General features: G+C 43.7%; 13 protein-coding genes. 1 reads left to right on the plus strand and 12 read right to left on the minus strand.

The features are described 5' to 3' along the window. Positions 1 to 140: 140 nt before the first annotated feature. On the plus strand, positions 141 to 1,142 hold the full coding sequence (locus tag MmiEs2_RS07110) for an arsenic resistance protein (RefSeq protein ID WP_316559172.1): 1,002 nt from the start codon (positions 141 to 143) through the stop codon (positions 1,140 to 1,142). Positions 1,143 to 1,165: 23 nt separating this feature from the next. On the opposite strand, the gene MmiEs2_RS07115 is transcribed toward MmiEs2_RS07110, so the two are convergent. The 12 genes from MmiEs2_RS07115 to MmiEs2_RS07170 all read right to left on the minus strand — a co-directional run bounded on the left by MmiEs2_RS07115 (position 1,166) and on the right by MmiEs2_RS07170 (position 24,253). Continuing rightward, positions 1,166 to 2,581, minus strand: coding sequence for an MATE family efflux transporter (locus MmiEs2_RS07115; RefSeq protein WP_316559173.1), 1,416 nt, complete (start codon positions 2,579 to 2,581; stop codon positions 1,166 to 1,168). Positions 2,582 to 2,884: 303 nt separating this feature from the next. Continuing rightward, entirely contained in the window at positions 2,885 to 6,355 is a 3,471-nt protein-coding gene (locus tag MmiEs2_RS07120; RefSeq protein WP_316559174.1) for an Ig-like domain-containing domain, read from the minus strand. Between the two features lie 529 nt (positions 6,356 to 6,884). Continuing rightward, positions 6,885 to 8,270 carry a methanol--corrinoid protein co-methyltransferase MtaB gene (gene mtaB / locus MmiEs2_RS07125; RefSeq protein WP_316559175.1) on the minus strand — a complete coding sequence of 462 codons (1,386 nt, stop codon included), beginning with the start codon at positions 8,268 to 8,270 and terminating at the stop codon, positions 6,885 to 6,887. Between the two features lie 13 nt (positions 8,271 to 8,283). Further along, positions 8,284 to 9,060: a methanol--corrinoid protein MtaC gene (mtaC, locus tag MmiEs2_RS07130; RefSeq protein ID WP_316559176.1), complete on the minus strand. Its 777-nt coding sequence runs from the start codon at positions 9,058 to 9,060 to the stop codon at positions 8,284 to 8,286. A 740-nt stretch (positions 9,061 to 9,800) separates the two neighbouring features. Further along, entirely contained in the window at positions 9,801 to 11,807 is a 2,007-nt protein-coding gene (locus MmiEs2_RS07135) for a hydantoinase/oxoprolinase N-terminal domain-containing protein (RefSeq protein WP_316559177.1), read from the minus strand. Positions 11,808 to 12,047: 240 nt separating this feature from the next. After that, the gene (locus tag MmiEs2_RS07140; protein WP_316559178.1) at positions 12,048 to 12,617 is read right to left on the minus strand and encodes an acetate uptake transporter; all 570 of its coding nucleotides are present in this window, start codon (positions 12,615 to 12,617) and stop codon (positions 12,048 to 12,050) included. 561 nt (positions 12,618 to 13,178) lie between these two features. Further along, the gene (locus MmiEs2_RS07145) at positions 13,179 to 13,742 is read right to left on the minus strand and encodes an acetate uptake transporter (protein WP_316559179.1); all 564 of its coding nucleotides are present in this window, start codon (positions 13,740 to 13,742) and stop codon (positions 13,179 to 13,181) included. A gap of 705 nt (positions 13,743 to 14,447) precedes the next feature. Further along, positions 14,448 to 15,836, minus strand: coding sequence for a methanol--corrinoid protein co-methyltransferase MtaB (mtaB, locus tag MmiEs2_RS07150; RefSeq protein WP_316559180.1), 1,389 nt, complete (start codon positions 15,834 to 15,836; stop codon positions 14,448 to 14,450). A 13-nt stretch (positions 15,837 to 15,849) separates the two neighbouring features. Next, entirely contained in the window at positions 15,850 to 16,626 is a 777-nt protein-coding gene (mtaC, locus tag MmiEs2_RS07155) for a methanol--corrinoid protein MtaC (RefSeq protein WP_316559181.1), read from the minus strand. A 1,027-nt stretch (positions 16,627 to 17,653) separates the two neighbouring features. Continuing rightward, positions 17,654 to 19,159, minus strand: coding sequence for a phenylalanine--tRNA ligase subunit alpha (gene pheS / locus MmiEs2_RS07160; protein ID WP_316559182.1), 1,506 nt, complete (start codon positions 19,157 to 19,159; stop codon positions 17,654 to 17,656). Positions 19,160 to 19,268: 109 nt separating this feature from the next. Beyond that, positions 19,269 to 20,612: a tryptophan--tRNA ligase gene (locus tag MmiEs2_RS07165; protein ID WP_316559183.1), complete on the minus strand. Its 1,344-nt coding sequence runs from the start codon at positions 20,610 to 20,612 to the stop codon at positions 19,269 to 19,271. Between the two features lie 398 nt (positions 20,613 to 21,010). Further along, positions 21,011 to 24,253, minus strand: coding sequence for a hypothetical protein (locus MmiEs2_RS07170; protein ID WP_316559184.1), 3,243 nt, complete (start codon positions 24,251 to 24,253; stop codon positions 21,011 to 21,013). Positions 24,254 to 24,434: the final 181 nt, after the last annotated feature.

The raw sequence follows: 24,434 nt of genomic DNA on the forward strand, positions 1-24,434 counted from the left end.
TGCTAAAAAATCAAAAAAAAAGAATCGAAAATTCAAAAAATCAAAAAAACAAAAACAAATAAAAAAAGAAAATGAACAAAGAAACAAATAAATGATTTAATCACCGATTAATATTAAAAACGGAAAACTGAAATAAACCGGTGTGTGAGAAAATCAACAACAATTTTCGTTCCGTTATTATTTTAATCAGCGTTGCCGCAGGAATTCTGCTCGGACAAATTGAGTTTGTCAGCGCTCATTCCGCTTCTCTGATTGAACCTTTTTTAATGATTATGCTTTTCGGCGTTTTCCTTCAAGTTGATTTAACAGGCTTGAAAAATTCATTTAAAAACACGCGTTTTGCATCGCTGACCGTTTTGATTAATTTCATTTGGACACCGCTTTTTGCCTGGTTTTTGGCTTCCGTTTTTTTGCATGGCGAGCCGGATCTTCAAATCGGATTTTTAATGCTGATGGTGACGCCATGTACCGATTGGTATTTGCTTTTTACGGACATGGCAAAAGGAAATGTCAGTCTCGGCGCAGCTCAGCTGCCACTCAATTTGATTCTTCAAATTATTTTGCTTCCGATTTATCTTTTGATTTTTGCCGGAAGCGTCGTTGACATTGAAGTTTTAACGCTTCTCAAAAGCATTTTAATCGTTCTGTTGATTCCGTTCGCGCTTGCAAACGTTTTCAGGTATTTTTACATTAAAAAATATGACGAAAAAAGTCTGAATGAAAAAATATTGATTCATAACGATAACATGCAATTCATTTTTTTGAATTTGGCAATTGTCGCAATGTTCGCTTCTCAAGGCCGTTTGCTGCTTCAAAACCCGGAACTTTTATTGATTATGCTCGTTCCCGTCGTTTTATTTTTCGCCGTCAATTTCATCGGCGTCCAGCTCGTCGGAAGAGCGTTTGGAATGTCTTACGAAGATACGACCGCGCTGAATTTGACAACACTTGCCAGAAATTCACCGCTTTCGCTTGCAATTGCCGTTTCCGCTTTTCCCGACCATCCGATGATTTCATTGGTGCTGGTCATCGGACCATTGATTGAGCTTCCGATTTTAACAATTATTGCGCGCATTTTGCTTTGGATTCGCCCGAAATACAAAACATTCGGGAACAAAAAAAGAAATGAAAATAAAACGTAAACAACAAAACCGATAAAATAGGTTTAAGAGAGGGCGGCAGCCTCTCGTTTCAAATTTTCTTCTTTTTCAAGCCGCGTCAATTCTTTCATTTCAAAATAAACGAAAACAAATGCAACGACTGCCGCGATGCCGTCTGAAATCGGGCCGGCGTACAAAATGCCGTCGATGCCGAAATAAATCGGAAGAATCAAAAGCAGTGGGATCAACAGAATCACTTGACGGATCATCGCGAGGAAAATGCCTTTGTGAGACTTTCCGATCGCGGTAAAGAGAATGGAAGATGCCGGCTGAATGCCGACGACAATCATCATCATGAGGAAAATCCGGCAGAAGCGGACGGCGAACTCGAAATAAAGGTCGCTTCCGTCACCGAAAATTTTAATGATTTGAAGCGGAAAAAGCTGGAAGCACAAGAATGAAATAACCGAAATCAAAAGCGAGATGCCGATGACAAGTTTGAAAACTTCTTTGACGCGCCCGTAATTTTTCGCGCCGTAATTGTATCCGGCAATCGGCTGCCCGCCTTGGGAAATGCCGATGATGATGGAAATGAAAATCATGCTGACTTTGGAAATGACACCGGCAACGGCAAGCGGAATTTCACTGCCGTAAATGGATTCTGCGCCGTAAAACGTCGCTGTGTTGTTAAGAACAATTTGAACGGCCATCATCGCGAGTTGATTCAAACAGCTGGATGCGCCGAGATAAAGAATCGGCTTGACGATGCCCCATTTTAAAAAGAAATCTTGTTTTCCGATTTTAATGGATTTCATTTTTCGGAAGTAAACGGCAGCAATCAAACAGGAAACTACTTGACTGATAACGGTTGCCCAGGCGGCGCCGGCAATTCCCATGTTAAGCCCGAAAATGAAAACGGCGTCTAAAATGATATTCAAAACGGCGCCGGCCATCAAACAATACATGGAATATTTCGGGCTGCCGTCGGCGCGAATCATATTGCTTGCGCCGGTTGAAAAAATCAAGAAGAGAATACCGTATGACGTGATTGAAATGTATTCAAGCGCCAGCGGAAAAACGGCTTCTGTCGCGCCGAATAAATTGATGAGCGGCTCTAAAAACATATGAATCGCGACAAGCATGATTAAACCTGACGCTGTCAACAAAACCAATGCGTTCCCGACGACTTTTTTGGCGCGCTCGCGGTTTCCCGCGCCGAGATAAAGATTGAAATTCGAAGCGCCGCCGACACCGAACAAAAGTCCGAGCGCCGTCGCGATTGTCACAAGCGGAAAAGCAACATTTGTCGCCGCGTTTCCGAGCATGCCGACGCTTTGCCCGATGAAAATCTGGTCGACAATATTGTAAAGAGCGCCGACGAGCATTGCGATAACACTGGGAACGGCAAATTTAATCAATAATTTTTTAACGTCTTCCGTCCCGAGAATATTTCCGCCCGTATTTGATTTCATCTCACTCATAATTGTCACCAAAGGTAAATCGGCTGTTTGTTTTTAAAAAGAAAGATCAAACGATCAAAAAAACAAAATGAACAAAAACAAACAAAATCGAAGTTATATATAAAACAAACTGAAAATAATTAAACAACGATTCTTGAATCATCGGAAAAAACAAAAGAAGAAAAATGAAATAAAGAAAAATGAAACAAAGAAAAATGAAAAAAAGAAAATGAAAAAAATGAAATTAAATGAAATTAAAATGAAATTAAAAAACGAATGAAAATGAAACTGCCGGTTTCGGCGATTTCATTTCCTTTTTTAATTTTAATTTTCAAAACGGTATCCGTAGTAACCGCTGTACTGTTCGTCGGCCGCGTCCAATTCTTCGACGCTTTTGCGGTAACAGAACACTGCAACCGCGACCATGAACAAAAGAACAATGATGGCCTGTCCCATTGCGCCGTTTTCATATCCTTCTTCGGGTTCATTCGAACCGCCCGAATCTTCCGGAGGCATTTCAGGCGGAATTTCCGGTGTCATTGTTTCAGGCTCGGGCTCAGAGTTTGTGATGACTGTTGTCCCGCCGCTGCTGCCGCCGCCACCGCCGCCCGGACTCACGGTTCGGAAGGAGAAAACGCCGACAGACGGATTCATTACATTGCCGGCCAAATCTTCGAAATCCTCAATCGTGTAAAGATAGGTCGTCGAATAAGTCAAATCGGACAAATCATAGGCGATGGTTGTATCGTTAATCCAAGCACCGTTTGCCAAATTCGCGCCGTTGTCCAAAGACACGGTTCCCGGAAAACCGGCGCTTGTGTCCATTGATTCATTGAATGTGACGGTTAACGTGTCAGTGCTGATTGCAATGCCGGTGCCGTTCGGGCTGACGCGGACAACAATCGGCTTGTCTGTGTCGGGAACAGTTGTGAAAGTGTAAACACCGAGAGACGGAGCAATGGCATTGCCTGCCAAATCTTCAAAATCCGTAATCGTGTAACTGTAAGTTGTCGAGTAAGCCAAATTAGACAAACCGTAAGTGATTGTCTTTTTATCAAGACTCCAGGTACCGCTGACACTCAAAACCGCGCCGTTGTCCAAAGACACGGTTCCCGGAAAAACGGCACTTGTGTTCATCGCTTCACTGAACGTGACGGATAAAGAATCTTTAGTGACTGCGATTCCGGTTCCATGAGGGTCAACACTGATAATGGTCGGGTTTGTTGTGTCAGGAACCGTTGTGAAATCAAAAGCATTGATGGAAGGGTTCATCGTGTTGCCGGCCAAATCTTTGAAACCGGTGATGGTGTAATTGTAAGTTGTTGAATAAGTCAAACCTGACAAATCGTAAGTGACGGTTTTGCCGTCAAGACTCCAAGTGCCGACACCGTTCACAGTTGCGCCGTTATCCAAAGTCACGAATTTTGTGTAGCCGGTGCTTGTATTCATTGCTTCGCTGAACGTGATGGACAAAGAATTCGTGGTAATCGCGATTCCCGAACCGTCGGGGTTGACGCTGATGACGGTCGGTTTTGTTGTGTCGGGAACGGTCGTGAAATGAAAATCATTGGTGGAAGGATCCATTGTGTTGCCGGCCAAATCTTCGAAATTTTGAATCGTGTAAAGATATGTTGTCGAATAAGCCAAACCGGACAAAGTGTAAGTGACTGTTTTGCCGCCATTACTCCAAGTACCAGCACCGCTCACAGTCGCGCCGTTGTCCAAAGTGACAGTTCCGGGGAAGCCGGCGCTTGTGTTCATCGCTTCGCTGAACGTGACGGACAAAGAATTCGTGGTGACTGCAATGCCCGTACCGTTTGGAATGACACTGATGACGGTCGGTTTTGTTGTATCGGGAACCGTTGTAAATTCGAAATCTCCGATTGAATCGGTCATCGTTTCGTCGAAGATGTCTTCAAAGTCTTTGATTGTGAATTTGTACGTCGTTGAATAAGCCAAATCAGACAAAGAATAGCTGATTGTCTTGTTATCAGAACTCCAAGTGCCGCCGGTCAAAACCGCGCCGTTGTCCAAGGTTACGGTTCCCGGGAATCCGGGGCTTGCATTCATTTCGGTGTCAAAGGTAATGAATGCCGTGTTTTCGGTAATCAAAACGCCGGTGCCGTTCGGAGAAGCATCAATGACGGAAGGTCCGCTGTTTGCAGGTGCGCCGGCCTCGATGAAATCGAAATACCAAACATCGCTGCCTTCAAAACTTCGAATGGATTGATCGACTTCCGTCCAAACATATAATGTGTAGAAATAAGAATTGAAATCGAAAGCTGATCCGTCTGTCAAACTGTTAACCGCTTCAATTTCAAGAGTTTCCTTATCGACTTCGTTTTTGTTGGTGCCGTAAGCAACAAGCGTTCTGTCCGTTCCGTCATCGGCAACAATCTTATAAGAAAGATAATCGCCGGTAAAACCGGTTGACGAATCACTCGTTAAAGTCAATGTTCCGGCAATCGGCGCAAGAGCACCGCCGCTAGACAAAGATCTCGAACCGTCATAAAGCTCCTTCAATTCCAAACTGTCGTCCAAAATTGTCAATTTGTAATTTGTTGCCGTTGCCGATTCTGAATAATTCCAAATGCCGCTGCTTACCCAATCTTCTTGAACTTGGCTCGCATGTGTCGGCGTTCCTGAAACGATTTCGTGAGCGAAAATGACATTTTCAGGGTTGAGTTTGACAAGCGGACGAATGCCTGCGGATTGATTGGCAAAATACCATGTTCCAACAGAACCACTGTTATCTGAATCCACAACATACGGATAGAAATAAAATCCACTGGCCATATTCGTGGTTCTTATTTCTGCATTTGGAGAGCGTGTCCAATAATCGGCCGAGTTACCGTTTTTTAAAGTTCCGACATAATCCCCGGATTCGGGTTTACCGATTAAATAATCCACATTTCTGTCATTTCCGGCATCCCAGAACAAATACCCGGCATCCGGATATGTATTGTTATCAGGATAAGCAGGAGAGGAAAAGCCAGCGATGACAGTATTATCAGAACCGCCGCGCAAACCCCATGGAATATAAGCTTTCACACTGGTTGAAACGGGATAACCATAAGTGTCAACATACCAACAATATGCCATAAAATATCCTTTCCAATCAATCGGAAAAGATGAATAACTTCCGCCGATTGTTGCATATTCAACACCGGAATTGCGTTCAAACATTCTGACTCTCAAGCTAAATGTCGCTAATCCGTCATCTTCGGCACTGCCTGAAGATCCGAAACTCGCTAAAAATCCGGAATAATCGCCCAGCCATGGCCGGATATTTTGTTGACGATTATTGAAATAGTCTGCCGATCCCGGATAATCTTGTAGTGTATTAAACGGTCTGGCATCTAAAACATATTCACTGAAAAGTGTCAAATAACCGTCATTCGCTTCTTCACCCATAATTTTCCACAGGATAGGCGTTTCCGTCCCTTCTTTACGAGAATCAGGCAAATTTGACGTTGAATGATAATTCATTTGTATCGCATGATCATAAGTCCCGTAATAAATACCGTCGCCAATCATTGATTCAAAATCAATGCCGTCCCATCGCTCGCCGTATCCGTCAGAAATATCGGGAAGCGCGGCAACCGAAATCGGCGGCATGATTGCCGAGAATAAAAGTAAAACTATTAAAATCAGAGCGAGGATTCTTCCCCCTTTAAATCTTAAGCCTGTGCGTTTTCGTTTTTCCAAAGTCTTTTTTTCAGGATGGGAAGAGGTTTTTTCCTCATTCAAATCGTTCTTCAAAAAAGAGGTCGGTGACAAAATTGTCAAATTCATAATAAGACCCCAAATAAAAATTTTCGTTATATCAATGATATAACAATATTCGATCGTGTGTAAAGTAGAATAAGTTTCTTGAATAAAGATACATAAATGATATAAATGTTTGGGAACTCTAATAATAATTTTTTTGAATAAGTAACGAATCCGATTCGATATTGAAAGAACGGATTGATTAAAATAAATTTGGAAAAATAGAAAATGGTTTTGAAAAAAACAATTTTTAAGAAAAGTTTGATAAATATTTTTAAGAAATTAATAAAACGAAAACAAGAGCAAAATAAAAAACAAAGGTAAAACAAAAGTAAAACAAAACCGAGAAAAAACAAAAGTAAAACAAAAAGCAAAACAAAAATGAGAGTAAAATAAAAAACAAGATAAAAAATAAAACGGACAGAATTTCTGTCCGCTGTGGTTTTTAAACAAGAACAGGAGTCTTGTTTTAAGATTGATTTTAACGTAAGTTGTAACAAATTATTGTAACACAAATTGCTGTAACAAATTGTAACACAAATTGTTGTTTAACTTACAAGCTGTAGTTTTCGGGTTTGAAGACGGGGACTTCCGCGGTGTATTTTGCCATACAGTCTTCGATGAATTTTGCGCTCTCGGTCGGGAGTGCCGCAAGATCTGTCTTGATTTTGTTCAAGGCGTTGGTTTCGAACTTTGTAAGGATTAATTTACCGCCGTCAATGCCTTCCTGAACGATGTCACAGCAGGTTTCTGCCGCTGCTTTTGCGCGGAGGTACGGATCGTTTCCGTTCGCAGCGATTGCTTCGCCGACGCGATACGCGTTGTCGTAAGCCAAAACATAAGGTTGCGGATCTCTGTATTTGTCAGAAAGCATAAGCAAATCTCTGAGGACTTTTTCGTTGCCGGTTTTAAGCGCGGTGTTCATGAGAGCGCAGTCGTAAGCGAGGGTTTCGACCCAAACCTGAACGGTTGTGCCGCCGAATTCGCCGTGGTACTCAACAGATTCGTTGGACCACATATCACAGCACTGCATGGCAAGGTTGCCCATAACGTCGGAGTGCGCGCAAGTGGAAGACTTGCCTTCCTGCGTAATCGGAACACCGGCAATGGCTTTGATGATGATGTTTTCGTAACCGCAGTCTTTTCCGGGACCGGTTGCACCTGCTTCGTAGGCTGCAAGAGATCTGCCGGCAGAAATGCAGCGCGCAACGATTGCCGTTGTGTGCGCCAAGTTCTTGTCGAGGAGACCGCCTGCGATAAACATAGCCGTGTTTGCCTGAGAACAGTCTGTGTCACCGGCGGAGACGACGTTGTTTTTCTTTGCAATGTCTGTGATTTCCTGCCAGATGAAGTCCATATCGTTTGTACCGAGAACGCCGATTGAGAAGAGCATGCCTGCTGTGTCATCACGAACGATCGCGTAGTCGAAAACTTCCTTTCCGCCCATAGATTCGATGGACAAAAGGTCAGCGCCTTGCGCGGCGCACTGGTCAAAGGATTCCAAAATCTCGGGAGCTTTGGAACGGAGCGCCAAATATTCACGGTCTTCTCTTAAGTCAGCAATCGTGTGTCTGAGCGCGCATTTCACGCCGTATTCTTCATGGTATTCTTCCATGATGGCCTTCTGGACATGTGCGACTTCCGCGCCGACATCGGGTTTTGCGGTAAGCTGCTGGACGTGCTCTGTTTCGAGAACGACTGCCGGAGCGCCGATCTGAACAAGTCTTGCCATAGAGTCTTTTGTAATTCTTTCATATTCCTTAACGAGCGCTTCTTTTGAGACACTGGCCTGAGGTCTCGGAGCATAGTTTAATTCGGGAATCGTGTAGCCTGCGCCGATTTCAAGACCGAGGCCGGCTTTGACGGGAAACTTACATTTACCGAAAATCATCTCGTCTGCGTTTGCGTACGCCATTTTTGTGTATCTGTTAATTGCCATTTTTGCTGCCTCCTTAGTGGGTGTGGAATTCATCTCTTAATTTGCCGATGTCTGCGCCGTTCTTTAAAATGTAGTTGGCGAATTTCGGTGCTTCTGCTGCTTCTTCGCCGTAAACGCCGAGCGTGAAGCTTTCAACGAATTCCTGGTTAACAGCGCCGCCGCCGCAGGCGAACGGGATGTTGTAACCCTTTTCAACGAGTTTGTCGTTGACGTCTTTGAAGGCATACATTGTTGTGGTCATCAAAGCGGTTCCTGTAATCATAACAGGTTTGTGTTCCGCGACAGCTGCGAGAACTTCTTCGGTCGGAACGTCACGGCCAAGGTCAACGACATCGAAACCGTCTGCTCTGAGGAGCGCTGCGACGATGTTTTTACCGATGTCATGGACGTCGCCTTCTGCAACGTGGCAGACAACTGTTCCTTTTGCTTCGGGGATTTCCGCGGTTTTTGTTTTGCAGTAGTCGATACCCTCAAGCATCGCGTCCGCTGACATCATAACGTTGGGGAGGAAGATGATTCCTTGATCGTAAAGGGAGGAAACCACACCCATGCCCGGAAGAAGCGCGTCGTCGATGAGTTTGAGCGGGTCGTTGCCGGCATCCAAAAGCGCATCTAACGCGTCAATAACATCGTCTTCTTCGCCCTCGTAAATTGCAACCGCGACTGCTTTGTACAGCGGGTCTTTCGGATAAAGCTGTTCTGCGGCCTCATCGGGGGTCATGGTTTTTTCCATAGCCACATTATACCGGATGAGGACGTCTGAAATATCTTCTTTTTTAAAGTCTAACATTTTATTCATCCTGCTTTAAACAAAATACACACAACAATGTTGTAACTCAATACAATCAAAGTGAATTTTGCTCTGCTAAGCAAATGTGAATTAGCAATATAGTAATTAAGGTTTATGCAAAAAATACAACATCATTGTAATAAACAACAGCTTTCGAAAATGTGAACGTGTTTGGTAAATTAATTTAATAACGGTTTTTATAAAACGCAAAAGGAAGAAATATATAAAAATTATTTAAATTGAAGAAAATGAATTAAAGATAAATTGTCTTACCAAAATATTCCAAATTCGAATAAAATAAAATTCACAAAATTTGAACTAAATTTTTGAAAGATTGAATCGAAAGGAAACAAAAATAACAAAAAATAAATTCAAATACAGAAGATTGAAAATTTTAAAATCAATTCAAATTTTTAAAAAATTAAAAATATTTTTTGCCGCAACTCAAAAAATAAAATCAAAAATTGATTCAAACATTAAAAAATTAAGACCGCAGGATCCAAATAAACAGAGCGCTCCGCCAAAATCAAAAACCGACGAAACAAAAACAAAACAAAAACAAAACAAAACAAAATAAAATAAAAAACAAATCAAATCAAATCAAAGCAAAACAAAACAAAACATCAACAAAATAAAAACCAAAACATCAACAAAATAAAAACCAAAACATCAACAAAATAAAAGAAAATCAAACTGAATTGTTTGATTTTCCAGAAAAAATCAAATTGAAATCGGCAAAATTAAATCCGTTTACTTTTTTCGGGATTAATGAATTTCACGAAATCCGGAATTTTATCGGATTGAATATCAAATCGGGATGTGCCGACGCCGACAAATGAAATTTTCGTTTCATACGGCGTGTCCGATCCTGTCTGAAGCGTTTTTTCGGTATTCGAAATGCTGATTTGATTGTCTTTAAGTCCTGTTTTCAGCATTTTTGACAAAACATAATCATTTCCGATTTGAATCGCTTTTTCATGCGCTTCTTGGTAAGATGTGAAAATGTGGCTTTGACCGCCGTGGAAAACCAAAAATTCCGTCACCTGTAAATCGCCGTCGTTGCGCGCATTTTTCTTTATCAAAACATCCGTTCTGTAAATGCCGTTTCCGACAAGAGCGCCGACAGCGTTTCCGACATCCGAAAATTCGGGCGTTAAAATTTCCGCTTGGATTAATTCACCGATTTCTTTTGCATACGCTTTTGACGGGCCGCCGATTAAAATAATCGGAACCGATATTGAAAATATTGTATGATAAATACCGGAAAGCACTTTTTCAACATCGCGTTTTAAAATTCCGGGAACCAAATATTCAACCAAGCCGGAAGCCATGTTCATCGCGACTTGTTTTTTTGTGAAAATCGCCAGCTCTTCGGCGTTTTTGTAAGTCAGGCGCTCAGATTTTTGAGCGCCGATAATTGCCGCTTCTGTTTCCCATTCGGTATATTCGCCTAAAATGTGAAGCGCGTCCGTCGGTGTAAAGCCGATCGGCTGAATCAGTCTTTTCTTGACCAAAGATTCTAAAACCGATGACATCGGCATTTTTTTATCCAGCCGCTCAAACATGTCCGACCATGAAACCGGAAAATCGGTATCAATGATATTGTAAACAAGCTCTTCAAGCGTTGTCATTTCGATTGGCGGAAATTCGGTTTTGATGTAAAAAACGGATGGGAGAATAAATTGTGAAATATATTTTCGCGGCGGAAGTTTGGTTTCCTGAAGCTTTTCCAAAAATCCGGGATACAAAGAAGCAGCACGGGAGAGAGGCATGACGCGAAGCGGTCCGAGGTGGATTTTGCGGTTCGGATCGTCTGTCGCGTAAACGTGGCTGTCGCCGCCGGTTGCAACCGTTTCCATTCGAATCGCTTTCACGCGCGTTGACCAGCCGCCGACAACCGCGCCGGAATCATCCATTTCCGGCAGTCCGTCTTGGATGAGAGCGACGTCCGTGCTGGTGCCGCCGATGTCGATCATCGCGCAGGTTTTCAGTCCGGAAAGGTAAGCGGCGCCCATCAAACTGGCGGCAGGCCCTGAGAAAATAGTTTCAATCGGTTTTTCAAGCGCTTCTTCGATGCTGACGGCGGATCCGTCGCATTTGAGCATGAGAAGCGTTGCGTTCATGCCGATACATTCCATTTCTGAAAGAATGGATTTTGTAAAATTGTAAGTAATCGGAATGAGCTGAGCGTTTAAAAAAGCCGTCACCGCGCGCTCGTACGCGCCGAGATCTTGAGACAACTCGTGGCCGCAGACAACGGGGCAGCCGGTCAGCCTCAGGATTTCTTCCTTGACGCGAAGCTCGTGATCAGCGTTTCGGACGCTGAAAAGAGACGAAACCGCAAACGCTGAGACGCGGTCTTTAACGGAAAGCGCAAACTCGGAAACCGCGTCAATGTCAAGCGGTTTTGCTTCCTCGCCGTTGCTGTCATGACCGCCACCGACAATGCAATACATTTGCGCCGGCACCGTTTCCGGAATATTGTAGTCGCCGACCATAATTAAGCCGACGGGAAAGCCTTTGTTTTCCAAGATCGTGTTCGTTGAAAGCGTTGTTGAAAGCGAAACCACGTCAACCGCTTTCAATTTATCGGGATCCAGCATGCCGATTGAATTTTTAATGCCGCCGACCGGATCGGGATATGTTGTCAACGCTTTGCCTGCCTCGACCACCGCGCCGTCTTCTTCGCGAATCAAAACGGCGTCCGTATATGTTCCGCCGGCATCAATTCCTAAACTGTAAGCCATTATTGCACACACCGTTATTATTTTTGATCAAAATGAAAACTTCAAATAAATTTTCAAATAAATTTTAAACTAAAGCTTCAACCAAAAGTTCAAAACTTTAAATTCTCAAGATTTAAAAATTAATTTTTTAATAAAACAAATGGGTTTCATTTGTATTTAATTTTTTACGGCAAAATAAAATAAAAAACTAAAAAATAAAAGGGAACGCAATTGCGTTCCCGAAAAACACAAAACAGATTTTCAGCATGGAAGCTTGTAACCGGTTTCATTCAAAACGATTGACATCGCCGTATAGAAGGCGACAAGTCCCAAAACCAAAGCCAAAACACCCGCAACTGTCGCGATAATCGCGATTCCGGTGAAATAAAAAAGCGCGGTCACAACAAAAACCAGTGTCAAAAGCGCGAAAACCGCGATCAGGAATTTGGCTTTCAGCTTGATAACGCCAAACAGCATCGTTCCGGCCAGAAGCGCCCAGATCAAAAGATAGATGCCGATGCTGACGGCGCTTGCCGGATCGGAACCGAACGGCGCAATCAAGATGTAAGCGAAACTAATCCAAAACATTCCGAAAGCGCAAAAAGCAACCGTTTCAAAAGTATTTCCTTTCTTAAAGGCCATTAAGCCTGCACAGAATTGAGCGATACCGCCGACGAAAATTGACATGGAAATCAATGCGAGCGCATCGGAAAATAATCCCAGGTCAAAAAATGCCAGCATAAGGGTTGTCATGCTGAAACCGGTCAAACCGAGCGCGCCCGGCGTTGCCCATGAATCACATATTCGAACCACTTGTTCAGATTCAGACATTTGTAAAAATCCTCCAAAATTTCTAAACAATTTTACCATATTTTTAGAGTGTATAGACTCAACACACTTTTTAAGTCTATACAAATACACACACCAAAAAAAGCATCTGAATAACGAAATTAAACACACACATAAATTTCGAAATTCATTTTTTTCGGCAAATTGTTCAATTGTTTTTGCTTTTATAAACTTTTCATCGCGAAAAGTGATAAAAAAAGAGATTCCCGACGATGATTTTGAATGAAAACTGCGGTGTCAGGCATTCAATCAAAATTCAACAAAAGACGAACAGATTTTTAAAAAACGGATTATTTTACGACAATTGCCATATGAAAATAATAAAGCCGTTTTAAAAAAATAAAACAAAATTAAAATGACAATTGAAAAATAACACAAATAAAAATCAAGAATTAAAAATCAGAAATCAAAAGCTAAAAACAGATTCGGCCAAACAATAAAATTAAAAACAGAAAGGAAAAGGGAAAAAGAAAATGAAATAAAACCGATGAAACCGGTTTCATTTTTTCATTTCTTTCAAATTTCAACACTCAGCGTTTGAAATTACATCGGCAATTTGTAGCCGAGTTCGTTCAAAACGATTGCCATTGCCGTGTAGAATGCGGCGGCGCCCAAGAGGAAAGCGCAGAATCCGGCAAGGAAACCGAGCGCGGAAATTGCAACCAAGTGGGATGCGGCTGTCACGAAGAAGGTCAAAACCAACAAGACGAAGACAACAATCAACGCTTTAACGCCCATTTTCAAAGTTCCGAGCAATAAACCGACACCGAGAACGCCCCAGAGAATGAGGTAAAGACCGAGCGAAAGGTCGCTTGCGGCAGCAGCGCCGAAAGGCGCGATTAAAATGTAGGCGAAGCTGAGCCAAAAAACACCGAAGCCGGTGAAGGCGACAGTTTCAAATGTGTTTCCTTTCTTCCAAGCCAGCATGCCGGCCAAGAGCTGAGCCAATCCGCCAACGAAAATCGCCATCGCGATCACCGGCAAACTGTCGGAAAAGATGCCCATGTTATGGAAACTGAGCATTAACGTCGCCAAAGAAAAACCTGTCAAGCCGAGCGCGCCCGGGTTGCCGGTTGTGTCGGCGATTTTGATAACTTGTTCACTCATAATAAAATTCCTCCATCTGACGAAAAAATCCGTTCAAATTAAAATTATGTTTTTACGAATATAACGATAATTTATGACATTTATTCGCCAAACCGGCGAACAATTACGCCGAAAAGAGAATCCGCCTTTAAAAATCTTTCAGTCAAATAAAAATTCAAAAAACAAACACAGAAGAGAGAGACGAGAAGAAAACAGAGTGCGGACGAATGCCGAGATTCAAAACGATGATTGACGTGAAAAAGAGACAGACGGCATGATTATTTACGACGATTTCAAACAGGCAAAATAAATCAATTAAAAGAAAAAGAATCGAAAGAAGAAGAAAATCGAAAGAAGAAGAAAATCGAAAGAAGAAGAAAAATCAGAAAAAAAAGAAAAAGAAAAAAAAGTGGGGGAAAATGATGGATGAACGGCGTTTTTCAAAACTTTGTATTTGCTGAGTATTTTAGCTTATAGTAGAGGTTTAAAGACTTGTTTAGTTTAGATCGCACTTAAATTATTTTAGATTGCATTGGTTGGGTGATATATATTTGAGAGGTTTGTAGTGAATTATGAGAGTGCTTTCTAATTTTTTGATTTTAAATCGTTTTTAATATTATCGTTTTTAAGTTACCATTTTAAAATTCTGTTTTTTAGGTTGGTTTTCAAAACAAAAACGGCAGGAAAATTCCTGCCGAATCTGTTTTATGAAATTTAATGAGATGTTTACAAAACGTAGTTTTCGGTCTTGAAAACCGGAACTTCCGCTTTGTATTTGGTCAAACAGTCGTCGACAAACTTGGCTTTCTCGGTCGGGAGTGCTGCCAAATCTCTCTTGATTGCTTCGAGCGCGTTGATTTCGAATTTGGTCAAAATCAACTTGCCGCCTTTGATACCTTCATCGAGAATCTTGCAGCATTCTTCAGCTGCTGCTTTTGCACGGAGATAAGTATCGTTGCCGTTCTTTGCGATGGCTTCACCGACGCGGTACGCGTTGTCGTAAGCAAGCACATAGCCTTGCGGGTCTCTGTATTTGTCAGAGAGTGTGAAAAGGTCACGGAGTGTCTTTTCATTGCCCGTCTTCAAAGCCGTGTTCATCAAAGAACAGTCGTAAGCAAGGGTTTCGACCCAAACCTGAACGGTTGTACCGCCGAATTCGCCGTGATATTCAACGGATTCGTTGGACCACATGTCACAGCACTGCATGGTTAAGTTGCCCATGACATCGGAGTGCGCACAAGTGGAAGACTTTCCTTCCTGCGTGATTGGAACACCGGCGATGGATTTAACGATGGTGTTTTCGTAACCGCAGTCTTTACCCGGACCGGTTGCGCCGGACTCGTACGCTGCAAGTGTTCTTGCTGCTGAAATACAGCGGGCGACGATTGCTGTCGTGTGCGCCAAGTTTTTGTCAAGAAGACCGCCGGCAATGAACATGGCTGTGTTTGCTTGCGCACAGTCCGTGTCGCCTGCTGCGACTCTGCCTGTTTTCTTGGCGATGTCCGCAATGTTCTGCCACACGAATTCCATGTCGCTTGTACCAAGGACACCGATACCGAACAAAACGCCGGCAATGTCATCACGAATGATTGCGTAGTCGAAAACTTCCTTTCCGCCCATTGATTCAATGGACAAAAGGTCAGCGCCTTGAACGGCACATTTGTCGAACGCTTCAAGCATGACATCATTCTTCGGGCCGCGAAGAGCAAGATAGTCTCTGTCTTCACGAATGTCACCAATCGTGTGTCTGAGAGCGCATTTGACACCGTATTCATCGTGGTATTCTTCCATGATGGTTTTCTGTGCGTGCGCGACTGCCGCTCCCCAGTCGGGGTTGTTGGACATCTGCTGAACGTGTTCTGTTTCGAGAACGACTGCAGGTGCACCGATTTGGACAATTCTTGCCATTGCGTCTTTTGTAATTCTTTCGTATTCTTTAATAAGCGCTTCTTTAGAAACGCCGGCCTGCGGTCTCGGAGCGTAGTTTAATTCAGGAATTGTGTAACCTGCACCGATTTCAAGACCTAAACCTGCTTTGACCGGGAATTTTGCTTTACCGAAGACCATTTCGTCCGCGTTTGCGTATGCCATCTTTGTGTATCTGTTAACTGCCATTTTTGCTGCCTCCTTAGTGGGTGTGGAATTCGTTTCTCATCTTTGCGATGTCCGGGCCGTTCTTCAGAATGTAATTTCCGAACTTTGCGGCTTCCGCGGCTTCTTCACCATACACGCCGAGACTGTAGCTTTCAACAAATTCCTGATTAACGGCACCGCCGCCGCAGGCGAACGGAATTTTTAAGCCTTTCTCAATCAATTTGTCATTGACTTCTTTGAAAGCGTACATTGTTGTGGTCATCAAAGCGGTTCCTGTGATCATAATCGGTTTGACTTCGGCTGCCTTTGCGACAACTTCGTCAACCGGAACGTCACGGCCGAGGTCGACAACTTCAAAACCGTCCGCTCTTAAAAGAGCCGCGACGATGTTCTTGCCGATGTCATGAACGTCGCCTTCTGCAACGTGGCAGATGACTGTTCCTTTGGCTTCCGGAATTTCTTTGGTCTTGGATTTGCAGTAGTCTATACCCTCAAGCATGGCGTCTGCTGACATCATAACATTGGGGAGGAAAATGATACCTTGGTCATACAAGGATGAAACAACAGCCATTCCGGGAAGGAGCGCTTCGTCAATGAGTTTGAGCGGGTCTTTGCCTGCGTCCAAAAGAACGTCAAGCGCGTCAATGACATCGTCTTCTTCGCCTTCATAGATAGCGACTGCAACAGCTTTTAACTGTGGGTCTTTTGGATAGAGCTGTTCTGCTGCTTCGTCGGGTGTCATGGATTTCTCCATGGCAACATTATATCTGACAAGAATTGTTGCAATATCTTCTTTTTTAAAGTCTAACATTTTAGATTCTCCATTTCGATCTGTATTTTACAGGAGAGCGGGGGAGAACAACCACACATTCTATAAACCGGTCCTCGTGTTTTTCGACACGTTAAAGGATTTTTCAAAACACACACACGAAGAATCCTTTAAACCACACATCTTCACAATTTCAAACGTTATAAAGGATTTTTCAAAACACACACACGAAGAATCCTTTTAAACCACACGTCTTCACAATTACACACACGATTAAAATTCAATACACACACAATTGAATTTTTGTTGAGGACCAAAATGAGTTTATTAAGAGCAAAACAGATCAATCAAAAACATCAAATGATTCCATGAAAGATTCAAATGAAGAATTATGAGATCCGATTTTTCTTAAAAAACAACTTGGCTGTAATATTTTTTCCGTATTCTCCTCAGTCACGAACCATACATGCAAAAACACAATGAATTGTATTATTGCAATAATTCTATTGGCGAATTGAAGTATATACATTAACCGCACCTTTTTTTTTCGAAGCCGTTCTTTGAAGTTTTTCAAAAAAAAAGATGAACAAAACAAATTAATTTAAGTCAATGGATTCCGTTTCTGTTTTTTATAACGGAAACAGAATAGAAAAAATTGTTTTCCCGACAAATATGAAAAAATGGTATCAAAATTTTTGATAGTTTGAACAACTAACAAAGATTTAAAAAACTATTTTTGAGACGAAAACAAATCAAAAAAATGAAAAGAATACAAAAAATGAATAGATTTCAGATTGAAAAAAACGAAACAGTCGAAAGAGGGGATTAAGCTTTTATACCCAGAAACAACCGACTATGATTTTGATACAGCTTTTGAAAATTAGAAATATTGTTAAAAATGACAATCGGATTGTAATTTTGAAATGTCGTTGAGAAAATATAAAACAAGTATTGAAAAAAATTGAAAAATCAAATCAAATCAAATCCAAATAAAGTTAAATCAAAAATAGAGAAAACAAAAAATAAAAAAAGAAATTAAACAAAAAAGAAATTAAAAGAAAAAGCATTATTAAATGCCTTTTCCAATCTCGCTTTTTCTGAGCCAGTCAATATCTGATTGATAAAGTTCGCGAAGATCTTTTAAGCCGAGTTTCAACATTGCGACGCGGCTGACACCGAGGCCCCAAGCCAAAACCGGTTCGGTAATTCCGAGCGGCGTTGTCACTTCTTTTCTGAAAACACCGGCGCCGCCGAGTTCAACCCAGCCGAGGCCGTCAATCCAAACTTCGGGCTCAACGCTCGGTTCCGTGTACGGGAAATAACCGGGACGGAAACGGACTTCTTCAAAGCCCATTCTGTTGTAGAATTCTTTCAGACAGCCGAGGAGATCTGCAAAACTCATGTCCTTGTCCATGACAACGCCTTCCAGCTGTTCGAATTCGGGCGTGTGCGTCGGGTCAATGGTTTCGCGGCGGTAAGCGCGGTCAATACAAAACGCTTTGACAGGGCCAACCGGATTGTCCGCCAAATATTTGACGGTGACAGAAGTGGTGTGTGTTCGAAGCACATTTTTTTCGGCAATTTCCGAGCTCCAGCGTCCGCCCCAGCCGCAAGATCCGGTTTCGCCGCCGTTTTCGTGAACGGCGCGGATTTGCTCGACATATTTTTCGGGCGTTTCGGAGCGCGTTTCCAAGTGGAAGGTGTCCTGCATTTCTCTGGCCGGGTGATCCTGCGGCTGGAAAAGCGCGTCAAAATTCCAAAATGAAGATTGAATGATGTCGCCTTTGATTTCCGTGAATCCCATTTCAAGGAAAATCTGGCGCATTTGGTCAATCAGGCGCTGATACGGATGAGATTTGGCGCCGTAAATCGGTTTCACGGGTTTTTGAATTTTATACGGGCGGTAGTATTTGTTTTCCCAGTCACCGCTTTTCAGAAGTTCGGGTGTGATTTGCGCGATTTCTTCGGTAATTTCGATTCCCTGCGCGGCAAATGCTTTACCTTCCGGCGTAATTAAAATTTGGCGCGTTGTGTACTCTTCTTTTTCGAGCAATTTGCGCTTTAAAAGGTCGGTTATGACTTTATCCGACGCAAGCTCCGCCGGCAATTCAAAAACAGGATCAAACGTGTTGTTTTCAAGCGAATTTTCATAAAGGTCGCTGAGAACTTCTTCGTCCTGCCCTTTCGGCGCGCTTTCCGCCGGAATCAAAACGCCGTCAACGATTTGCGCCCATTTTTTTTTCAAAAGCCAGCCGGTTGCAATGCCGACCAATTGCGGTGAAAAGGAAGCGCGGAGATCTTCAAGCGGCGTTTCGCCTGAAATCTTGTCAATGATTTGTCTTTCGGGAAGACCTTTTTCCGCATATTCTTTTCCTTCGCCGGAAAGGCCGTAAAGCTCAAAAGATTCTTCATCGACACGCGCGAGGCCTTTTTCTTCCAATAAAAAAGCCGCCTGCATCGAAGCGTCGCCGTTCAAATCAGAAATTTCAACAATATCTTTTAATTCCGCCGTTTCCAGCTCATTCAAAGCCAACAGAACCTTTTTCTCATTATTCGTTAAATCGTAATCCGTCATTTCAAAACACCCGAAGGTTGGGACATATTTGTATTATTGCTCCCTAAATGAAACTCATCTTTTATATTTTCTGTTATTTGAATCACTCAATTAAATTCCGATTCGTGATTCACCCATTGCGCTGATAATCAATGCCGTACATCGGCAGTTTTTCAAACGCTTCTTCTCTTTTCTGCTGAAGATCCGCCAAGAAAATTTCCATTTTGCCGGCCGCCTTTTTCTTGCACTCGCCGCACAAAATCTTGCCGCCCGTGCAGTCATTTTGAATCTGAATTAATTCGTTATCGTCATCAACCAAATGGAAAAGATAAAGTTCGTAAACCGAACATTTATCAAATTCGCCGCCGAGCTCGCGCTGCTCGTCCGCCGATTCGCGGCCGCCGGTCTTCGCTTTCATAATCTTCTTCGCCGCTGCTTTCGGCTCTTCCGAAAGCGCGATGTTGCTGTCCGGAATACTGCTTGACATTTTGCCGCCGGTCAGACCGCTCATGAATCTGTGATAAGTGGAAGCAGGAAGAACGAAAGCGTAGCCGCCGCCTGCAAGTTCAACATTTTTGACGATTTCGGAAAGCTCGGTTTCGCTGATGTCACCGAAAACGTCAATATGCTCCTTTGAAAGTTTTGTTTGAACGCCGGCCGCGCCGAATCCGTCCCGGATATTTTTATCAATTTCTTTGAACATGTCTTCCGGTGCGCCTTTTCCGCGAACGCTCCAATACGAATTTCCGGTTTTTTGATCTTCACGGCGTTCAATGAGGAAAAGATTCATTTTCGAAGCCAAATCACGCGTCAGCCGGATATGCGGATCTTGATCGGCGCCGACCGGAACGACGACCGGAATCGGTCCTTCATAAATCGGCAGCTGAGAGTGCAAAATGTCAGCGCCCTGCGTGAGCACGGCAATCATGTGCGAAAGATGCGTCTCGCCCGAAAAACCGTAAATGGCCGCCATTTCCGAAAAATTGACTTTCGTTCCGAGCTCAAACGCCAAATCCTTAACGGGCTGGCATTCGGACTGGAAATAAATGCGCGCGTTTTCCGGCTGAAGGCCGAGCGCAATCAGGCTTGTGATGTATTCTTCGACACCGATTTGTTTGCATTCTTCCCATGACATACCGCGAACAGCATGCGCTTCGCGGTCGGCCATTCCGATGACGACGATTCCACCCTGTTTTTGATACCAAACGATTTGATCCATGACCATTTTGTGACCGAAATGCGCTTTTCCGGTCGGCATAAATCCGTCTAAAACCACAAACGGCTTTTTGTTATGAATCGCGTCCGCAATCATATCGTAACCGCGGTGACCGAAAATGATGCCTCTTCGCATGTATTTGTGCGGATTCGGGAGTTCATCTAAAACTTCCTCAAACGGCTGAATGCCGAATTCGTCAAACAGTTTAGAATAGTCGCTGATTTCAGACGACTTCCACGGGTCCAATTTTTGCGCCATAAAGAATCACGTGAATTATAATGTAATAATATAGAGTGTCATTGAACATTAACAGAGTATTTCAAAATGTCTGTAATGTATATAATATAGAGTTTAATAGAGAGATAGAGAGTTAAGAATTTGAGATGAAAAGTCATTCATTAAAGTTTAAGTTTTTGTTGCCTATTTTCATTTGTTTCATTTTTTAATGATTGTGTTTTTTAATAATTTCGCTTTTAATAATTTCGCTTTGGATGTTATTATCTGCTTCAGAAATGCCGGCACCGACTGCACGAAAATCGTTCCGCGTTCTGAAAAATAAATAAAAATGACACAGGATATTCAAAAGATATTAAAACCGGATTTATTAGAAAAATTGAAAAAAATTGAAAAAAAATGAAATGAGTTAAAACTTAAATTCATTCATCTTTTTCCTGCACTCTTCTGAAACAAAAAACTGCAACGGCGAGTGCAAAGAGTAAAATTGCCAAAGAGTTTGTCGGCAGCTCTTTTTCATATCCCTGTTCCTTTGAAGATTCGGCCGGTGTTTTGATTTCGGAATTTGTTGTTGTTTTGTGTGCTTTATTCGTATTTGAAGATGTGCTGCCGCCGGTTTCTTCATTTATCAGCGGGGAAACACGAATGAAATCGCCCGTGCCGTCAAAAGCGTTTTCTTCAATGACTGTCCAATCATCAAAATTCAAATAACCGGTTTTTGTGATTTGAACATTTTTATTATCGGGCTGAACCGGCAGCCAAACAGTTGCCGTTCCGTCAGCGACATACATTTCATATTTTTGAATCTCACTGTCTGTCCACCCGAATTCTTTCAATTCAATCAGCCTGTCCAAAGCACTTTCCCGCGTTTCGGTTTTAAATCCGCGGGATTGAATCAAAGCCCCGGAGATGCCTGAAACCGCTGTTTTAGAATCCGTTACAAACAAAGTGACGGGTTCAACATTTTCGGCATTGCTGCTGCCCGAATTCAAGAAATCGGCATGACCTTTATGATCACTGAAAACGGAAACGATTCCGCCTTGAATGATGACTTTTCCGTCCGCTTCAAAATCCGGAGTTTCTTGAATGTCGCCGGGATCCGGAGAATAATCGGAAGGAATATCCATGTACTTTTCAGAGCGATAACCGCCGCCGATACCGCCGAAGGCAATAATATCAACATCGTCATTCAGAATTTCAATGACGGCATTTCCTCCCGTTCCGTTATAGATGCGGCTGCCGTCCCAATCATAATATTTGTCTCTTTCAACACCAAAACCGCCGGAGCCGCCGCCGATTGCCGTGCCGATGCCGCTCAAACCTCCGTTTTCGGATTTGCCGCCGGCCGCAACGATTTTTCCGGAATAAATCAAAACCGATCCGTTTCCGCCGTTTCCGACATGGCTTCCCGAACCGCCGCCGATACCGGTGCCGGCACCGCCGTATGACAATTCTCCGGCTGTTCCGCCGGCCGCCGTAATTTGGCCGTCATAGATCCAAACCTCGGCATTGCCGCCGGGGGAACCTTCCCGAGTATCCGAAGAACTGCCGACATCCGTGTGCGTGTATGTGCTGTCACCGCCGCCGCCGCTTCCGACGGCAGCGCCCGCACCACCGAAACCGTTTTTCCCGATGCTGCCGCCAAATGCTTTAATGGTTCCGTTTTGAATCAAAATCATGCTGTCGCCGCCGGCATCACCATACCATGCACCGCCGCCGCCGCCGCTTCCGACAGCCGCGCCGGCGCCGCCTTGACTGTGCTCGCCGGTATTGCCGCCGACGGCTTTAATTGTTCCGTTTTCAATGACAATGTCACTGAATCCGGAATAACCTCCGGGATAACTGAGGCCGCCGCCGCCGCCGGCACTTCCGGCAGCCGCTCCCGCACCGCCTCTGCTTCCGAGGGGATAAGTATAACCGTAATACTCGTCTTCAGCCCAGTCTCCTGTATTGCCGCCGACTGCTGTTATTTCGCCGTCATGGATGATTAAATAGCAAATGCCGCTGTCTCCGCTGCTGCCGCCGGAACCGCTGCCGATTCCGGCACCAGATCCGCCTGCGCTTGCATCACCGGTACTGCCGCCGATTGCTTTAATTTTTCCGGAGAATATTTCGATATCAGCATCGCCGCCGTTCTTAAAATGCCCGCCGGAATCACCGCCTGAGCCGCCGCCGATACCGCTGCCGGCACCGCCGTTAGATTTCAGATTTGTACTGCCGCCGACGGCTTCAGTGTTTCCGCCGTAAATTTTGATAACGCCTTTTCCGCCGCCGCCGTTCCGACTGCCGGAACCGCCGCCGATACCGCCGCCGGAACCGCCGTTTCTGCCGGAGCCGCCGATTGCCGTAATTTTTTCGCAATCATAAATCGTGATTTCAGCATCACCGCCGTCATTATTGGCGCCGTATCCGGCTGCACCGCCACCGATTCCGTTTCCGGCACCGCTGAAATAAGAATCAACATCGCCGCCGATTGCCGTAATTGTTCCGCCGTAAATTGTAACGACAGCACGGCCGCCGTAATTTTTGTGACTGCCGTCCCCGCTGCCGGCACCGGCACCGCCGCCGATTCCTGTGCCGCTGCCGCCGAAAGATTGGCTTGAAATCGTTCCGGCTTTTGCAAAAATTGTTCCGTTTCGAATTAAAATGACAGCATTGCCTCCTTGGCTGCAAGAACCGCCGGCACCGCCGCCGATTCCGGCACCGCCTCCGGAATCAAAAGACGTATGCTTTTCAAAGTCTTTTTCATCACTTTTTGTCAAACTGCCGCCGTATGCTTCAACGATTCCGTTTTCAATTGTCACAGAAGCATCGCCGCCGGCACCGTCTGCGATTTTACTTGTTTGGGAATATCCGTTTCCGCCGGCACCGCCGCCGATACCTGCGCCGGCACCGCATTCGAAATATGTATTTGAAGCAGCACTGTTGTCAATTATACTACCGCCGGTCGCTTTAACATTGCCGCCTTTAATCAGAACAGTTGCATTGCCGCCCTTGCTGAAATTGCCGCCGGCACCGCCGCCAATGCCGGCACCTGCCGCACCGTTGATATAAACGAAAAGAGTATTGCCGCTGTTTGCATTAACGGAGCCGCCATATGCTTCAACGATCCCGCTTTCAATCGTAATAAGACCGCTGTCTTTACCTTTAGATTCTGAAACAGCACCGGCACTACCGATTCCGGCGCCGGCGCTGCCGTCGTTTGTTCCGTTGCCGCCGTAAACAGTCAGTTTTCCGCCGTCTTCTGACCGAATCAGAATTTCACTGCCGTCCGGAACTTCCAGCCCGGCTCTTCCGTTTGCCGCAGGTTCTGTTCCGCTTTTTAAAATGTTATCGCTTTTCAGCGTCAGTCTCACATTTGCATTTTCCAGCACAAAAGCGCCTGCATTTGAATAAACGCCTGAACGATTCAAACAAATACCGTTTATTGTGATGTCAACCGCCTGTTTATTTTTCTTCCCGCTTTCAGTTTTAACAAGAATGATTCGGTCGTTCAGTTCGCCGTCTAAAGTTTGAGAAAGGATAACCGGTGTGCCGGCAGGATAAATTCCGGATTTCCCCGATATAGATATTCCGTTATTTTCCGTAATAATGACTGTAATATTTTCTTCTGCAATATCCAATTCAATGCCATCCGTTCCGGCAACAGCCGGCAGCAGAAACAAAGAAAAGATCAGAAAAAAGGTAAAAGATAACAAGTGTAAATATTTTTCTCCCATTTTAAATTCCTTCTATAATTTTGATATAAAATAGAAATGAATTTTAATAAGATATAAACGTTATTAAAAAATATATTGCAAATATAATAATCTAATTCGAATATTTAAAAATATATACATCGGATAT

This window comes from Methanimicrococcus stummii, assembly GCF_032594435.1.
In the GTDB taxonomy this organism is placed as follows: Archaea; Halobacteriota; Methanosarcinia; order Methanosarcinales; family Methanosarcinaceae; genus Methanimicrococcus; species Methanimicrococcus stummii.

What these genes read in the sequence shown, in the direction of transcription:
- MmiEs2_RS07115 (WP_316559173.1), bottom strand. Translation starts at nt 2,581, where the DNA reads ATGAGTGAGATGAAATCAAATACGGGCGGAAATATTCTCGGGACGGAA.
- MmiEs2_RS07120 (WP_316559174.1), bottom strand. Translation starts at nt 6,355, where the DNA reads ATGAATTTGACAATTTTGTCACCGACCTCTTTTTTGAAGAACGATTTG.
- mtaB (WP_316559175.1), bottom strand. Translation starts at nt 8,270, where the DNA reads ATGGCAATTAACAGATACACAAAAATGGCGTACGCAAACGCAGACGAG.
- mtaC (WP_316559176.1), bottom strand. Translation starts at nt 9,060, where the DNA reads ATGTTAGACTTTAAAAAAGAAGATATTTCAGACGTCCTCATCCGGTAT.
- MmiEs2_RS07135 (WP_316559177.1), bottom strand. Translation starts at nt 11,807, where the DNA reads ATGGCTTACAGTTTAGGAATTGATGCCGGCGGAACATATACGGACGCC.
- MmiEs2_RS07140 (WP_316559178.1), bottom strand. Translation starts at nt 12,617, where the DNA reads ATGTCTGAATCTGAACAAGTGGTTCGAATATGTGATTCATGGGCAACG.
- MmiEs2_RS07145 (WP_316559179.1), bottom strand. Translation starts at nt 13,742, where the DNA reads ATGAGTGAACAAGTTATCAAAATCGCCGACACAACCGGCAACCCGGGC.
- mtaB (WP_316559180.1), bottom strand. Translation starts at nt 15,836, where the DNA reads ATGGCAGTTAACAGATACACAAAGATGGCATACGCAAACGCGGACGAA.
- mtaC (WP_316559181.1), bottom strand. Translation starts at nt 16,626, where the DNA reads ATGTTAGACTTTAAAAAAGAAGATATTGCAACAATTCTTGTCAGATAT.
- pheS (WP_316559182.1), bottom strand. Translation starts at nt 19,159, where the DNA reads ATGACGGATTACGATTTAACGAATAATGAGAAAAAGGTTCTGTTGGCT.
- MmiEs2_RS07165 (WP_316559183.1), bottom strand. Translation starts at nt 20,612, where the DNA reads ATGGCGCAAAAATTGGACCCGTGGAAGTCGTCTGAAATCAGCGACTAT.